Source organism: Actinophytocola sp., from assembly GCF_035942955.1.
Taxonomy (GTDB): Bacteria; Actinomycetota; Actinomycetes; order Mycobacteriales; family Pseudonocardiaceae; genus DASYTH01.
On sequence record NZ_DASZCQ010000032.1, the window covers coordinates 1 to 15,421 of the forward strand.

Below are 15,421 nucleotides of genomic sequence, written 5' to 3' on the forward strand. Positions count from 1 at the left end.
AGCTCGCGGAGCTCCGCGAGCACCATGCCGGTCAAGCCGGTGCGGCGCCGGGGCGTACCGCCGTTGGCGCCAGTCGTCTGCGCCTGCTCCGCCGCGTCGGCACGCGACGTGGGCGCGGCGTCGGCCGCACCCGCGGCCGTATCGCTGCTTAGCAAATCAGTGTTGCTCACCAATGTCCTTCCTAACCGGTCCCCGCCTCCAACGCGGACCAGCGGACCCGCCGCCCGACGGAACGCGAGACGGCGTATTCCCCGGCGCTGGCTGACCTTCGCCGCGACCGTGGCAACCTGGCGGGCCAGGCGGACGACTTGATCGCCAACGCGGAGTATCTCGGTCACCACCTCATCGGGTACCTGCCAACGCCGACTCCGGCCTGATAAGGCCGAGTCAACATCTACGCAGAAGATGCGACCCGGAAAGAGTTCCCCGGGAACTGCACCGGGCGCCCGCGCGCGCGGTGACTGAACGCCCACGAGGGTAGACGGACCTCACTCAACGTGCAACAACCGGGTCCCCGGCGTGGCACAACAGTGACAACCGCGCCGACCTCGGGTTTGTTCCCGACCCACGGTCCGACTGGTACGAACGCAGGCCCAACCGTCTTGCTATTGGCCAGAATCGGGCCACTGAGCGTCGCTTGAGCGACGTTGGAGCCGAAAACTACTCATAAGTAGTGGGGCCGGGAGACGCGGTGAGCTTCGACACAAGTCGAGGTCACGCCTGCCGGCGGACCGTGACGCCGGTCCGGTCGACCGGGAGCTCGCACGCGGTGAAGCCGGACAGGTCCACCTCGCCGGGCAGCTTTCCGTCCACGGTGCAGGCCAGCACTGTCGGACCGGCGCCGGAAACCGTTGCGGCGACACCGGTTTCGCGCAACGCCCGGACCAGGCGCATGGTCGCCGGCCAGGCGCTGGAGCGGTAGTCCTGGTGCAGCCGGTCCTCGGTGGCGGCCAGCAGCAGATCCGGCCGCGCGGTGAGCGCCTGCACCGCCAGGGCGCACCGGGCGGCGCCGAACGCGGCGTCGGCGTGCGGCACCCGCTCGGGCAGCAGGCCGCGAGTCACCGAGGTGGCCGACCGCTCCCGCGGAACCAGCGCGATCGGGCGCAGGTCGGCGTGCGGTTCGAGCCGCAGCGCGCGGAACCGGTCGCCCTCCCGCCAGGCCAGCACCAGGCCGCCGAGCAGGCTGGCCGCTGCGTTGTCGGCGTGCCCCTCCAGCTCGGCGGCCAGCTGCAGCGCGTCTGAGTCCGGCTCCCGCCCGGCCAGCCCGTAAGCCGCGGCGATGCCTGCGACGATCGCGGCGGCCGAGGAGCCGAGGCCGCGGGCGTGCGGGATCGCGTTGCGGCAGCGCACGGCCAGTCCGGGCGGGACGACGCCGAGCCGGTCGGCGGCCAGCCGCAACGCCCGCACGACCAGGTGCGACTCGTCCATGGGGACCGAGCCGGCGCCCTCGCCGTCGACGCGCACCGTCAGCCCCGAGTCGATCACCTCGACGTCGACCTCGTCGTACAGCGCAAGGGCCAGGCCCAACGCGTCGAAGCCGGGCCCCAGGTTGGCGCTGGACGCCGGCACGCGGACGTGGATCACGCCAGCTCCAGCGCGTGCGCCACGGCGGTCGGGTCCACCGGGACCGGCTCGACCTCGAGCATGCCGCGCAACGCCGTCTCCGGGTCCTTGAGGCCGTGGCCGGTGACCGTGCAGACGACGAGGGAGCCGGCCGGCAGCCGGCCGTCGGCCGCGGTGGCCAGCATGCCGGCCACGCTGGTCGCCGAGGCCGGCTCGACGAACACGCCCTCCCGGCTGGCCAGCAGCCGGTAGGCGGACAGGATCGCCTCGTCGGTGACCGAGTCGATCAGGCCGCCGGACTCGTCACGGGCCCTGATCGCCCCGGCCCAGGACGCCGGGTTGCCGACCCGGATCGCGGTCGCCACGGTCTCCGGGTCGCGCACCGGCCGGCCGAGGATCAGCGGCGCGGCGCCCTCGGCCTGGAAGCCGAACATCCGCGGCGTCGCCTCCACCAGCCCGTCCGCGGCGTACTCGCCGTAGCCCCGCCAGTAGGCGGTGATGTTGCCGGCGTTGCCCACCGGCAGGCAGTGCACGTCCGGCGCCCGACCGAGCACGTCGCAGATCTCCCACGCGGCGCTGCGCTGGCCGATCAGCCGGACCGGGTTCACCGAGTTGACCAGCTCGATCGGGTACTCGGCCGCGGTCTTGCGGGCCAGCTCGAGGCAGTCGTCGAAGCCGCCGTCGATCTGCAGGATGCGCGCGCCGTGCATGACGGCCTGGGCCAGCTTGCCCGCCGCGATCTTGCCGCGCGGCACCAGCACCGCGCAGGTCAGCCCGGCGCGCGCGGCGTAGGCGGCGGCCGAGGCGGAGGTGTTGCCGGTGGACGCGCAGATCACCGCGCTCATCCCGTTGGCCAGCGCGTGCGTGATCGCCACCGTCATGCCGCGGTCCTTGAACGAGCCGGTCGGGTTGGCGCCCTCGACCTTCAGCAGCACCCGGCAGCCGGACTGCTCCGACAGCCGCGGCGCCTCGACCAGCGGGGTGCCGCCCTCGTAGAGGGTGACCACCGTTGCGTTGGGCGGCAAGGAGATCCGGTCGGGGTAGGCGCCGATGACGCCCGGCCAGGACGAACCAGTCACAGCTCCTCGCCTTCCACCCGCATGACGCTGACCACCTCGCGCACCACGGGCAGCCCGGCCAGCTTGTCCACCGTGGACCGGAGGGCGGCGTCGGCCGCCGAGTGCGTGACGATCACCAGGCTGGCGTCGGCCCCGCGGCCCTCTTGCCGTACCGCCGCGATGCTCACGTCGTGCTCGGCGAACACCGAGGCCACAGCGGACAGTACGCCGGCCCGGTCGGCCACATCCAGGCTGACGTGGTAACGGGTGCTTGCCCGGTCGATCGGCCGGATCGGCAGCGCGGCATACGCCGACTCCCGCGGTCCGCGCCCGCCGGCCACCCGGTTGCGCGCCACCGCAACGAGATCACCGAGCACCGCGCTCGCGGTCGGCGCGCCGCCGGCGCCCCGGCCGTAGAACATCAGCTGCCCGGCCGCGTCCGCCTCGACGAACACCGCGTTGAATGCCCCGCCGACCCCGGCGAGCGGGTGGCTGCGCGGGATCATGGCCGGGTGCACCCGGACCGCGACGGACTCCGTGCCGTCCGGGTCGGTGACCCGCTCGCAGATGGCCAGCAGCTTGATCGTGCGGCCGAGCACGCGCGCGGCGGCGACGTCGGCGGTGGTCACCGCGGAGATTCCCTCGCGGTACACGTCCGCGGCGGTCACCCTGGTGTGAAAGGCAAGGGAGGCAAGGATCGCCGCCTTGGACGCGGCGTCGTAGCCGTCCACGTCCGCGGTCGGGTCGGCCTCGGCGTAGCCGAGCCGGCTGGCCTCCTCCAGCGCCTCGGCGTAGCCAGAGCCGGTCTCGTCCATCGCGGACAGGATGAAGTTGGTGGTGCCGTTGACGATGCCCATCACCCGGCTGATCCGGTCCCCGGCAAGCGACTCGCGCAGCGGACGCAGCAGCGGGATCGCGCCGGCCACCGCCGCCTCGAAGTACAGGTCCGCGCCGGACTCGTCGGCCGCGGCGAACAGCTCGGCGGCGTGCTCGGCCAGCAGCGCCTTGTTCGCCGTCACCACCGACTTGCCCGCGCGCAACGCATCCAGCAGCAGGGTCCGGCTCGGCTCGATCCCGCCGATCACCTCGACCACCACGTCCACATTGGACGCCACGAGGGCGGCGGCGTCGGCGGTCAGCAGGTCGGCCGGGACGTCCGGGTGCCGGTTGGGCCGGCGCACCGCGATCCCCGCCAGCCGCACCGGCTTGCCGACCCTGGCCGCCAGGTCGCCGGCCTGGACGTGCAGCAGGCGATCCACCTCGGAGCCGACCGTGCCGTGCCCCAGCAGTGCGACCTTGACCGGATCCTCGCTCATGACACTTCCAACCTGCACAGGTCGTCCTCGGTTTCCCTACGCAGCAACAACCTGGCCTCCCCCGCGCGGACCGCGACGACGGCCGGGCGCGGCAACCGGTTGTAGCCGCTGGCCATCGCGTAGCAGTAGGCGCCGGTCGCGGCCACGGCGATCAGGTCGCCGGGAGCCAGGTTCTCCGGCAGCCAGCAGTCCCGCACCACCACATCACCCGACTCGCAGTGCTTGCCGACCACCCGGCACAGCATGGCGTCCTGGCCACGCTCGCCGTCGCCGGCCGACCGCGACACCAACCGGCAGTCGTACACCGCGTCGTAGAGTGCGGTGCGGATGTTGTCGCTCATCCCGCCGTCCACGCTGACGTAGCGCCGGCCGTGGCCGTGTCCCAATGAGACGTCCTTGATGGTGCCGACCTCGTAGAGCGTCACCGTGCCGGGGCCGACGATCGCGCGGCCCGGCTCGACGGCGATCCGCGGCGGCGGCAGCTCGGCCTGCGCGCACTCCTTGGCCACGATCGTGCGCAGCTGCTCGGCCAGCCACTGCGGCGGGGGCGGATCGTCCTCGGCGGTGTAGGCGATGCCCAGCCCGCCACCCAGGTCCACAAGGGACAGATCGGCCAGCGCGTCCGCGCCGTGCTCGTCGCGCAGCTCGGCGAGCAGCCCGATCACCCGGTGCGCGGCGACCTCGAACCCGTCCACGTCGAAGATCTGCGACCCGATGTGGCTGTGCAGCCCGACGAGGCGCAGGCCCTCGGACTTGAGCACCCGGCGCACCGCCTCCGCGGCGTCCCCCGCGGCCAGCGAGAAACCGAACTTCTGGTCCTCGTGCGCGGTCGCGATGAACTCGTGGGTGTGCGCCTCGACGCCGACGGTGACCCGCACCAGCACCGGCTGCACCACGCCGCGGTCGCGGGCGATCTTGTCCAGCCGGACGATCTCGTAGAACGAGTCGAGCACCACCGCGCCCAGCCCGGCGTCCACCGCCGCGGTCAGCTCGGCGCCGGACTTGTTGTTGCCGTGCAAGGTGATCCGCTGCGGCGGGAAGCCCGCCCGCAGGGCCAGCGCGAGCTCACCGCCGCTGCACACGTCCAGGCTCAGGCCCTCCTGCGCCACCCAGCGGGCGATCTCCATCGACAGGAACGCCTTGGACGCGTAGTGCACCAACGCCGGGTCGCCGAACGCGGCGGCGTGCTCTGCGCACCGGGCCCGGAAGTCGGCCTCGTCGATGACGAACAGCGGGGTGCCGTACCGTTCGGCCAGCTCCCGCACGTCCACCCCGGCCAGTCGCACCGCCCCGTCCGGCCCGCGCCGGGCGTTGCGTGGCCACACCGACTCCAGCAGCTCGTCCAGCTGGTCCGGAGTGGAGGGTCGGGGTCCCGCGGTGTTGGCCGGCGGCAGGACTTCCGCGTGCCGTGGTCCCGCCGGGTGCGCGCGCACGGGCCTACATCCGTTCCGGCGCCGAGACGCCGAGCAGGCAGAGACCGTTGACCAGGACCTGTTTCACCGCAAGGCAGAGCAGCAGCCGCGCATTGCCGACCGGCTGGACCGGCTCGTCGCCCTTCGGCAGGATCCGGCAGTCGTCGGTGTCGTACCACTTGTGCAGCCCGCCGGCGAGCTGCTCGAGATACCTGGCGACCCGGTGCGGCTCGCGCAGCTCCGCCGCCGTCGCGACGACCGAGCCGAAGTCACCGAGGGTGCGGATCAGCTCACCCTCCCGCTCGTGCCGCAGCAGCGCGAGATCCGCTCCGTCGGCCGACATGCCGAGCCGCTCGGCGTTCTCCAGCACCCGGCAGATCCGGGCATGCGCGTACTGGACGTAGAAAACCGGATTGTCCTTGGTGCGCGAAGTGATCAGGTCAAGGTCAATGTCCAGCGTCGAGTCCACAGAGGACCGTACGAGCGAGTAGCGGGCGGCGTCGACACCGACCGCCTCGACCATGTCCTCCATGGTGACCACGTTCCCGGCGCGCTTGCTCATCCGCACCGGCTGGCCGTCCTTGATGAGGTTGACCATCTGGCCGATCAGAACCTCGACCGAGTCGGGGTCGTCGCCGATGGCCGCGGCGACCGCCTTGAGCCGGTTGATGTAGCCGTGGTGGTCCGCACCCAGCATGTAGATGCAGGAGTCGAAGCCACGGGCCCGCTTGTCTTCGAAGTAGGCGATGTCCGCGGCGATGTAGGCGGGCTCGCCGTCGCTCTTGATGACCACCCGGTCCTTGTCGTCGCCGTAGTCCGTGGTGCGCAACCACCAGGCGCCGTCGGCGAGGTACAGCCGGCCGTTCGCCTTGAGCTGCTCGACCAGCCGGGTCACCGCACCCGACGCGTACAGCGCGCTCTCGTGGCTGAAGACGTCGAAGTCCGTGCCGAACTCGTGCAGCGACCGCTTGACCCACTCGAGCATCACCGCGACACCGGCCAGGCGGAAGATCTCGTGCCGCTGCCGCGGATCGGACTGGTCGAGTGCGCCGGGGTTGCGGCGCAACACCTCGGCGGCGACATCGGCGACATAGGCGCCCGCGTAGCCATCCTCCGGTGTCGGCTCGCCCTTGGCGGCCGCGATCAGTGAGTTGGCGAACCGGTCGATCTGCGCACCCGCGTCGTTGACGTAGTACTCGCGGACCACCTTGGCACCCTGGGCGGCCAGCACCCGGCCGAGCGCGTCGCCGACCGCGGCCCAGCGGGTGCCGCCGAGATGCAGCGGGCCGGTCGGGTTCGCCGACACGAACTCCAGGTTGAAGTTGCGCCCAACCAGCGCGTCGCCGTTGCCGTAGTGCTCGCCCTCGGCCAGCACCTGGCGGACCACGGCGCCCTGCGCGTCGGCGGCGATGCGCAGGTTGATGAAGCCGGGCCCGGCGATCTCGGCGCTGGCCACCCCCTCGGCGGCGGCCAGCGCCTCGGCCAGCCAGCCGGCCAGCTCGCGCGGGGCCACCCCGACCTTCTTGGCCACCTGCAGTGCCAGGTTCGTCGCGTAGTCCCCGTGCTCAGGATTGCGCGGGCGCTCGACGGTCACCACCGGCGGGAGCGCGGCGGTGTCCAGTTGTCGGCTGGTCAGCACGTCCACGGCGGTGGTCCGGACCAGATCGGCGAGCGCTGCGGGGTTCACTCGATGAAGTCTATGTAGGTTCGGGCAGGGGAGTTGACGGCGGGCAGACATCGGGTCCTTACACTGGCCGCTGGCAGTGAGCGGACATCTCCACCACGAACGAGACGGGGCCTGAACCGGTATGGCCAGCGGGACGAAGAGCAAGGGCGCGAGCGGGGCCAGAGGCAAGGGCGGCGCCAAGGGCAAGAGCGCACGGGCCGCCCGCGGTGCGGTCGCGGCGAGCAAGCCGAAGCCGTGGGGGACGATCCTGGCGGTGATCTTCGTCCTCGCGCTGGCCGGCGGCGTGTTCACCTACGCGTACCTGCAGATCAACGAGAAGAACAAGTGGGTCGTCTCGGACGACAACCAGGACCCGTCGGAGAACATCGAGGGCGTCGAGCGGATCAAGTACGACTCCGGCCTGCACGTCGACAAGACCCAGCGGGTGGCCTACGACCAGAGCCCCCCGTTCGGCGGCCCGCACGACGGCGTCTGGGCCGACTGCACCGGCATCGTCTACCAGACCGCCGTGCGCACCGAGAACATGGTCCACTCGCTCGAGCACGGCGCGGTGTGGATCGCCTACAACCCCGACCAGGTCAAGGACGCCGAGCTGGACAAGCTCAAGGCCAGGGTCGAGGGTCAGCCGTACCTGATGCTGTCGCCCTACCCCGGCCTCGACCGGCCGATCTCGCTGCAGTCCTGGGGGCACCGGCTCAAGCTGGACCGGGCCGACGACACCCGGATCGACGACTTCATCAAGTCGCTGCGGCAGAACCGCTACCAGAACCCCGAGCCGCGCGGCCGCTGTGACGCCGCCGACCCGACCCAGTTCGACGTGTCCAACCCGCCGCCGTTCGTGCAGGACCCGCCGGGACCGGACGCGGTCAAGATGGACGGCACCGGCGCGAAGAACGAAAGCCAGGCCGAGCAGAACGGCGAGGTGCCGACGGCGCCGCCGAGCGCGCCCAGCGGCGTGCCCTCGTCCGGCGCGGCCCCGCCCAGCTCGTGACCGACGAGCGGGACCCGGCGCCGGCAGGCTTCTCCGGTCCGCGCCGGGCGCTGGTGCTGACCGGTGCGACGCTGGTGGTTCTGCTGGTCGGCGCCGCCATCGGCATGCTGATCACGACCGCCCGGGTGGATCGGGCGCCGAGCGCGCCGAGCCCGGAGTCGGTCGACGTGGGGTTCGCGCAGGACATGCAGGTGCACCACCTGCAGGCGGTCACCATGGCCGGCATCGCGCGCGACCACACCACCGATCCCGAGGTGCACACGCTCGCGTTCGACATCGAGTCCACCCAGCTCGGGCAGGCCAGCGAGATGGCGGGCTGGCTGACCGTGTGGGGCCGCCCCGAGCTGCCGGACGCCGGTCGCGGGCACATGGCGTGGATGACCGGCAGCGGCCATGGGCACGGCGACGCCACCACCGCGGCCGGCGGGAGCGCCCGGATGCCCGGCATGGCGACCACCGAGGAGCTGAACCGGTTGAGGACCGTGTCCGGCAAGGAGCTGGACGTGCTGTTCCTGCAGCTCATGCTGCGTCACCACCAGGGCGCGATTCCGATGGCCCAGTTCGCCGCCGACCGGGCCGGCACCGGCTACGTGCGCGACCTGGCTCAGAAGATCCTCTCCGGGCAGACGGCCGAGGTCACGCTGATGACCACCATGCTGGCCGCCCGCGGCGCGACCCCGCTGCCGCCGCCGAACTAGCCGGCCGGCTCGGCCGGCGCGGGCCGGCCGTCACCAGGACAGCTCGTGGCACGTGGCCGAGGCGCCGTCGACCTCCAGCTGCAGCGTCGCGTGCTCGATCCGGTACCGGGTGGCGAGCAGGTGCTGGGCCTCCCGCAGCACGTCCGACTGGTCGACGCCGTTGTCGATGTCCAGGTGCGCCGAGGCCACCTCCATGCCCGAGGTGAGCGTCCACACGTGCAGATCGTGCACACCCGTCACGCCGGGCAGGCCGCACAGCGCGCGGGTGAGCTCGTCGATGTCCACCCGTTCCGGCGCGTGCTGGAACAGGATCCGCAGCGACCGGCGGGCCAGGGTCCAGGTGCGCGGCAACACGAACAGTCCTATCGCGACACCGACGATCGGGTCGGCGTAGCGCCAGCCGAACAGCAGCGTGATCGCGCCGCTGAGCAGCACGCCGAGCGAGCCGATCAGGTCGGCGAGCACCTCGAGGTAGGCGCCGCGGACGTTCAAGCTCTCGGTGGATCCCTTACGGAGCAACAGGAACGAGACCACGTTGGCGAGCAGCCCGAGCGAGGCGGCGATCAGCACGGGCAGGCCGGGCACCTCCGGCGGGTCGGCGAGCCGCGTGGCGGCCTCGTACCCCACGTACCCGGCGACCCCGAACAGCAGCACGGCATTGGCAAGCGCGGCAAGGACTTCCGCCCGGTACAGGCCGAACGTCCTACCGGGACGCCCGGTGGAGCGCCGGGCGACCACGATCGCGGCGAGGGCAAGGCCGACGCCGACCACGTCGGTGAGCATGTGCGCGGCGTCGGAGATCAGGGCGAGCGACCTCGTGGCGAGGCCCACCACGAGCTCGACCACCATGAACGCCGCGGCGATGCCGAACGCCGCGGCCAGCGGGCCGAGGTGTCGCGCAGAGGCGCTGACCGGCGCCGCGCCGTGGCCGTGATCGTGTCCCAATGGCCCTCCCCCGTGGGTTCTCCCGGAAACATATAGTCACATGCGCATGAGTTCAACTTGGGAATCACTAGGTAACTACTCGCCCCGCCGGGCCACCTTGTCGGCCCGCGCGGCGATCCACCGGCCGAGAGCCCTGGTGAGGGCGGGCGCCGCCCGGGCGCCCGCGCTCACGATCCTGGCCTCCGGGGTCACCGGGACCACCAACCGGTTGTCCCGCACCGCCTTCAGCACGGCTTTGGCCACGCGGTCGGGTCCGTAGCCGCGCCGCCGGTAGGCCGCGGTGGCCCACTCGCGCCGGGCGCGCTCCTCCTCGGGGCCGGCCCCGGCGAACCGGGTGGTGTTGGTGATGTTGGTGTGCACCACGCCGGGGCAGATCGCGCTCACCCCGATGCCGCTCGCCCGCAGCTCGCCGGCCAGGCACTGAGCCAGCATCAGCACGCCCGCCTTGGTGGTGGAGTAGGCGGGCAGGTTGGGGGTGGCGAAGTAGCCGGCCATCGACGCGGTGATCACGACGTGGCCACCCTCGCCCCTGCGCACCATGGGCGGCAGGAACGCGCGCAGCGTGTTGACCACGCCCAAGAGGTTCACGTCGAGCACGCGCCGCCAGTCGTCCTCCGTGGTGTCGAGGAACGGGCCGGACACCCCAACGCCCGCGTTGGCCATGACGATGTCCGGCACGCCGTGCTGGGTGATCACCTCGTCGGCCAGCTCGCGGGTGGCGGCGCCGTCGGCGACGTCGAGCCGGTAGGCCAGCCCGGTCGAGCCGTGCGCCGCGACCTGCCGGGCGGTGTCCTCGGCGGTGTCGACGTCGATGTCCAGGCACAGCACGTCGGCGCCGGCCTCGGCGAAGGCCAGCGCGCTCGACCTGCCGATGCCGCTGCCCGCGCCGGTGACCAGGATCAGCCTGCCGGCCAGCGGTCGGTTTTCCTGGCCGACACGGGCCCTGGCCAGCTCGCGGCTCGCGGGGTGGCCCTCGAGGTGGTCGACGAACTCGGTGACGAACCGGGCCACGGCGTCCGGGTGGGTGCGGATGGCCCAGTGGCCGGCGGCCAGCTCCCGGCGCCAGAGTCGGTCGCACCAGGGGTCGGCGGCCGGCAACAGCGCTGGTAGGCAGTACTGATCCTGAGTTAGTGCTATCTGCAGGACCGGTACTTGCGTTCGGCTGGGTACTGCGCGCTCGGTGAACATGTTGGCCCGGTACAGCTGCAGCCCGTTGCGGGCGTCGCGGTGGTCGGCGTGGAACATCGCGCGCAGCTTGGGGATCCGCCACACGAGCTCCGGCACGACCGGCACCTGGAAGGCGGACATGTACCAGGAGCGCGCCGCCTGGCGCAGCGCCACCGGCAGCCGTCGCGGGTTGCGCCCCCAGGCGGCGATGTGCTCGAGGCTCGGCCCGGAGATCGACGTGAACGAGGCGAGCCGCCTGGCGATGTGGGGATCGCCGACCGCGGTCCACGCCATGATCGAGCCCCAGTCATGCGCGACGAGGTGCACGCGGGTGTCCGGGCCGGTTGTCTCGAGCACCGCGTTGAGGTCGCCGACCAGGTGCGCGATCCGGTACCCGTCGCGCCCGGCCGGCTCCTCGGAGTCCCCGTGCCCGCGCAGGTCGTAGCGCACCACCCGGAAACGCTCGGCGAGCCGGCCGGCCACGCCGTCCCAGACCGCGGAGTTGTCCGGATACCCGTGCACCAACAAAATCGTGGGCGCGCCGTCGGTGCGGCCCTGCTCCCGCACCGCGAGCCGCAGCCCACCCGAGTCCACCCACCGCCGGTCCGCCATACCGATCACCGTAGGCCCACTGATCAGCATTCACCGCCTTGGCCTATAGCCAACACCGCGCACGGAACCGCACGCTGGAGATCGCCCTTCCCTGCTTGCCGGGCCATCCCTCGCTGGAGGCACCCCATGGGCCGATTTCGCCTGCACAGCATCCTGTTCACCCTCACCGCCACCCTCATCCTGACCGGTCCCACGCCGGCACACGCCGCGGCGCCCGCCTACACCGCCCTCGGCGACTCGTACTCATCCGGCGTCGGCACCCGGACCTATTACTCCGACAGCGGTTCCTGCCTACGCTCCCCCTACTCCTACCCCGTCCTGACCGCCGCGCGGATCGGCGCCACGCTCACGTTCGCCGCATGCACCGGCGCCCGCGTCGCCGACGTGCAGAACTCCCAACTCGGCAGCCTCTCGCCGAGCACGAGCTACGTCACCGTGTCCGCGGGCGGCAACGACGCCGGCTTCTCCGATGTGCTCCTCGCCTGCGCCCGCCCATGGCCGTACACCTGCTGGAACGAGATCAACACCGCGAACTCCGTCATCAGCAACACCCTCCCCGCCCGGCTCAACAGCCTGTACTCCGCCATCCGCACCCGCGCCCCCACCGCCCGCGTGGTCGTCGTCGGCTACCCGCGCCTGTTCAACGGCGAAGAATGCAACCTGTTCGCCCGCATCAGCCCCGGCGAGCAGGCCGAGCTCAACCGCACCGCCGACCTCCTCGCCACCACCATCGCCGCCCGCGCCGCCGCCCACGGATTCGCCTTCGCCGACCCCCGCACGCCCTTCACCGGCCACGCCGTCTGCGACCCCGTCGAATGGCTCAACGGCCTCTCCGACCCCATCCGCGAGTCCTACCACCCCAACCGCACCGGCCAATCCTCCGGCTACACCCCCTTGGTCCTGACCCGCCTCGGCATCCCGGTCGCCGCCGTTACCTGAAACAGTCAGGGACTTGTCCTGAAAATGGCAATTGTGAACTTGATCTAGTTCAAATTAAGATCCAAAAAATGAACATGCTGCAACTGTTGCCACGCCCTCCTGGTGGCACCACATAATCAACGGGTGAGCCTGGCCGGTCACCCCGGCCACGGTGGTGTTGAGGAGGGATGCGCGTGGCGCTGCCGCCCTCGGCGGTCCACAGGACCATCATGGTGATCGACGTCGCCGACTTCACCAACCCGGCCAGGACCGTCACCCACCAGCTCGCCGTGCACAGGGGTATGTACGACGTGCTACACAACGCCTTCGCCGAATCCGGAATCGAGTGGACGAAGTGCCATGTGGAGGACCGCGGCGACGGCGCGATGATCCTGATCCCAGCGGAGGTGCCGAAGAACCTGATCGCCGATCGGTTGCCCGATCGCCTCGCCGCCGGCTTGCGCCGCTACAACGCGATTCATTCCGTCGAGGCGGCCGTCCAACTCCGCGTCGGCCTGCACTCGGGAGACGTATATCAGAACGCGAACGGCGTGGTCAGCCAGGCAGTGAACTTCGCTTTTCGCATCCTGGACGCCTCGGCGGCGAAATCGGCGTTGCGGGTGTCCCCCGGCGTGGTCGCGATCATCGCCTCGGATCCGTTCTACCGGGACGTCATCCTTCAGGACCCGGCCGCCAATCCCGACTCCTATCAGCGCATTCCTGTCTCGGTCAAGGGGACCTCGACCCAGGCGTGGCTCCGCATGCCCGGTGGTCCCGAACCCGTGCCCGATGTCGATCCTCCGAAGACGGTGCTTGACCTGCTGTCCAGCGAGGAGTTGGACCGGCTGTCCGGTTGGATCTCCGACATCACCGTTCCCAACGTGCTCACCATGGTGCGCCGCGCCGCGGGTCCCGCGGTCGCGGTACCGGCCAGTGACAACGCCTGGGACGTGTTTCGCGAACTCACCGACGTCAATGCCGGGCCGGACGGGATACCGCCCGCCCTGCTCTTCCTCGATTTGCTGACCGGCTTGGTCGACGACGAACTGCGAGCCAAACTGACCGACTGGATCGCGGCATACGCCCGCCAGCTGCGCGTCGAGTCCGCGCTCGAGACCCGCCGGAAAGCCGCATCGCCGGTGCCGAGTGAGCCGCACCTACATCTGTTGATCGCACTGGAACCATACGACGCCGATAGGTATCTGCTGTCCTCGTGGCGGCAGGACGATCCGGAGCTGTGGCCACCTCCCCGAGGGAACATCCAGGTCGTCACGGTCGAAGAGCTCGAGTATCGCGTCGATGAGGTGGTACTGGGTGCGGAACGGGAGTGGGCGTGCAAGAGTGCCCGGGTGACCCTGGAGTTCCTGCTCCCGCGCCAGTTGCTGCACTTGGCGGTGCATCACTGGTCCAAGGAGCACACGTCGGGTAACCCGAGCCCGCTGCGGCTCGATTACCCAATCATGCTCCGGTCACTAGAACGGATGAAGACGCGACACTGGCATCGCGTTTGGCGTGATCGGTGGCGCTCTATGCAGCACAATCCTTCACCGGCGCGGGTCCACTTCGGTGTGCTCGCCAACGCCGGCATCCCGCACCGGGTCGACGCCCTACTGAGAGACCCTCAATGGGTGTCGATGGTGCTCGCCTCGCCGCCGCCCAGCGAACCACGGCCGGGCCTCGACGAGTTGGCCGCCGCGCTGCGGTCGGGCCTCCCAGTCGTGATCTGGCATCCGGACGCGCCACCGGAGGACGTGCGTCGGATCGTTGACTGGCTCACCGACAGCGATGGCCTCGTCGACCTCCCAGCACGGTCGCACAAGTCACGGCTGTCCGAGTTCCTGCCCGATCCTGCCCCTTTCAATGTCGACGTTGCACGGGACCTGGTGATATTATGGGACGATCCCACTCGAATTGTCGCTTTCGATCAGCCACTAATCCCGTCGCGACAGTTAAGGAATACCGGGGATGAGCATCAACGAACACCCCGGTGAGGTGCGCCCGGCACCAGACTGGTGGATCTACCGCGGCACCGGCCGGCCCATCCACGACATTCAGGTGGCCGACCTGCTCCCGCCCCCGCCACCCTGGCGGAACTTCCGAGGCGGCCCGCTGCCGGCGCACGACGCGCCACCCGACGACGATCAGGACGCCGACCGGCGGCTCGGAGTGGAGTTCCATCTCGCCGAGCGACACGTCGATCCGCACGAGGTGGATATGGTCAACGCGGCGCTGTATCTGCGCCGCCCGTTGCTGGTGACCGGCCGGCCCGGAGTCGGTAAGTCAAGCCTGGCTTATCGAATCGCAAGAGAACTGCGACTCGGCCGCGTTCTACGTTGGTCAATAACGAGCCAGACCACTCTGAAAATGGGCCTCTACGAATACGATGCCATTGGACGCGCCCAGGCGGCCGCGACGGTTGCCGCCCGTCGCGGGTTGGACGGGGATGATCCGATGGAACCCCTACCGCAGATCGGCGAGTACATCCGGCTCGGCCGGCTGGGCACGGCGTTCCTGCCGTCGAGGCTACCGAGGGTCCTGCTGATCGACGAGTTGGACAAGAGCGAGGCGGATCTACCCAACGACCTCCTCAGCATCTTCGAGGACGGAGATTTCCTGATTCCCGAGCTGGAGAGGATGCGTCATCACACACGTGAAGTGACTGTGCATACCGCCGATCCGGGGATGACCGCCACTATCGTTGACGGTCGCGTCCGCTGCCGGGCCTTCCCCATGACGATCATTACCAGCAACGGCGAGCGGGAGTTTCCGGCCGCGTTCCTGCGCCGCTGCCTGCGGCTGGAGATCAAGGACCCGAACCCCGAGCAGCTCGCCGCGATGGTGGCCAACCACATGCTCGACCCGCACGGCGAGCATCGCGACCGGCTCGTCGCGGACTTCGTTACCCGATCTGCGACCAATGATGGCCTGCCGGCCGATCGCCTGTTGGAAGCGGTTTACCTGGCCACGTCGGGCGCGTACCGTGCCAACGACGAAGCCTGGCAACGACTGATTGACGCCCTGTGGCGTCGCTTGAATCCTCATTTGGTGCCGTGA

12 protein-coding genes are annotated in these 15,421 nt (G+C 70.6%); 5 read left to right on the plus strand and 7 right to left on the minus strand.

Going from position 1 to position 15,421, the window contains the following annotated elements; genetic code table 11:
- Window positions 1-714 precede the first annotated feature (714 nt).
- From thrB to argS, 5 genes are read right to left on the minus strand one after another with little or no spacing between them, the layout of a single operon-like run.
- Window positions 715-1,584 (minus strand): homoserine kinase, encoded by an 870-nt coding sequence (gene thrB, locus VGX25_RS02740; protein ID WP_326915956.1) that lies wholly within the window; start codon window positions 1,582-1,584, stop codon window positions 715-717.
- Window positions 1,581-2,642: a threonine synthase gene (gene thrC / locus VGX25_RS02745; protein ID WP_326915957.1), complete on the minus strand. Its 1,062-nt coding sequence runs from the start codon at window positions 2,640-2,642 to the stop codon at window positions 1,581-1,583. Before thrC ends, thrB begins: the two co-directional genes overlap by 4 nt.
- The gene (locus tag VGX25_RS02750) at window positions 2,639-3,937 is read right to left on the minus strand and encodes a homoserine dehydrogenase (protein ID WP_326915958.1); all 1,299 of its coding nucleotides are present in this window, start codon (window positions 3,935-3,937) and stop codon (window positions 2,639-2,641) included. The genes thrC and VGX25_RS02750 overlap by 4 nt, the downstream gene beginning before the upstream one ends.
- Window positions 3,934-5,370 carry a diaminopimelate decarboxylase gene (gene lysA, locus VGX25_RS02755; RefSeq protein ID WP_326915959.1) on the minus strand — a complete coding sequence of 479 codons (1,437 nt, stop codon included), beginning with the start codon at window positions 5,368-5,370 and terminating at the stop codon, window positions 3,934-3,936. The genes VGX25_RS02750 and lysA overlap by 4 nt, the downstream gene beginning before the upstream one ends.
- A gap of 4 nt (window positions 5,371-5,374) precedes the next feature.
- Complete coding sequence (gene argS, locus VGX25_RS02760; protein ID WP_326915960.1) at window positions 5,375-7,036, minus strand: arginine--tRNA ligase; 1,662 nt, start codon at window positions 7,034-7,036, stop codon at window positions 5,375-5,377.
- Between the two features lie 121 nt (window positions 7,037-7,157).
- On the opposite strand from argS, the gene VGX25_RS02765 reads away from it, so the two are divergent.
- A complete protein-coding gene (locus tag VGX25_RS02765) occupies window positions 7,158-8,027 on the plus strand; it encodes a DUF3105 domain-containing protein (RefSeq protein WP_326915961.1) in 870 nt (289 codons plus the stop codon).
- On the plus strand, window positions 8,024-8,725 hold the full coding sequence (locus VGX25_RS02770) for a DUF305 domain-containing protein (RefSeq protein ID WP_326915962.1): 702 nt from the start codon (window positions 8,024-8,026) through the stop codon (window positions 8,723-8,725). Before VGX25_RS02765 ends, VGX25_RS02770 begins: the two co-directional genes overlap by 4 nt.
- Before the next feature lie 30 nt (window positions 8,726-8,755).
- Here VGX25_RS02770 and VGX25_RS02775 read toward each other — a convergent pair whose 3' ends face one another.
- Window positions 8,756-9,670 carry a cation diffusion facilitator family transporter gene (locus VGX25_RS02775; protein ID WP_326915963.1) on the minus strand — a complete coding sequence of 305 codons (915 nt, stop codon included), beginning with the start codon at window positions 9,668-9,670 and terminating at the stop codon, window positions 8,756-8,758.
- 75 nt (window positions 9,671-9,745) lie between these two features.
- Window positions 9,746-11,449, minus strand: coding sequence for an SDR family oxidoreductase (locus tag VGX25_RS02780; protein ID WP_326915964.1), 1,704 nt, complete (start codon window positions 11,447-11,449; stop codon window positions 9,746-9,748).
- A gap of 126 nt (window positions 11,450-11,575) precedes the next feature.
- On the opposite strand from VGX25_RS02780, the gene VGX25_RS02785 reads away from it, so the two are divergent.
- The 3 genes from VGX25_RS02785 (at window position 11,576) to VGX25_RS02795 (ending at window position 15,421) form a co-directional block, all read left to right on the plus strand.
- Window positions 11,576-12,388 carry an SGNH/GDSL hydrolase family protein gene (locus tag VGX25_RS02785; protein WP_326915965.1) on the plus strand — a complete coding sequence of 271 codons (813 nt, stop codon included), beginning with the start codon at window positions 11,576-11,578 and terminating at the stop codon, window positions 12,386-12,388.
- Between the two features lie 173 nt (window positions 12,389-12,561).
- The gene (locus VGX25_RS02790) at window positions 12,562-14,358 is read left to right on the plus strand and encodes a hypothetical protein (protein WP_326915966.1); all 1,797 of its coding nucleotides are present in this window, start codon (window positions 12,562-12,564) and stop codon (window positions 14,356-14,358) included.
- Complete coding sequence (locus tag VGX25_RS02795; protein ID WP_326915967.1) at window positions 14,333-15,421, plus strand: MoxR family ATPase; 1,089 nt, start codon at window positions 14,333-14,335, stop codon at window positions 15,419-15,421. The genes VGX25_RS02790 and VGX25_RS02795 overlap by 26 nt, the downstream gene beginning before the upstream one ends.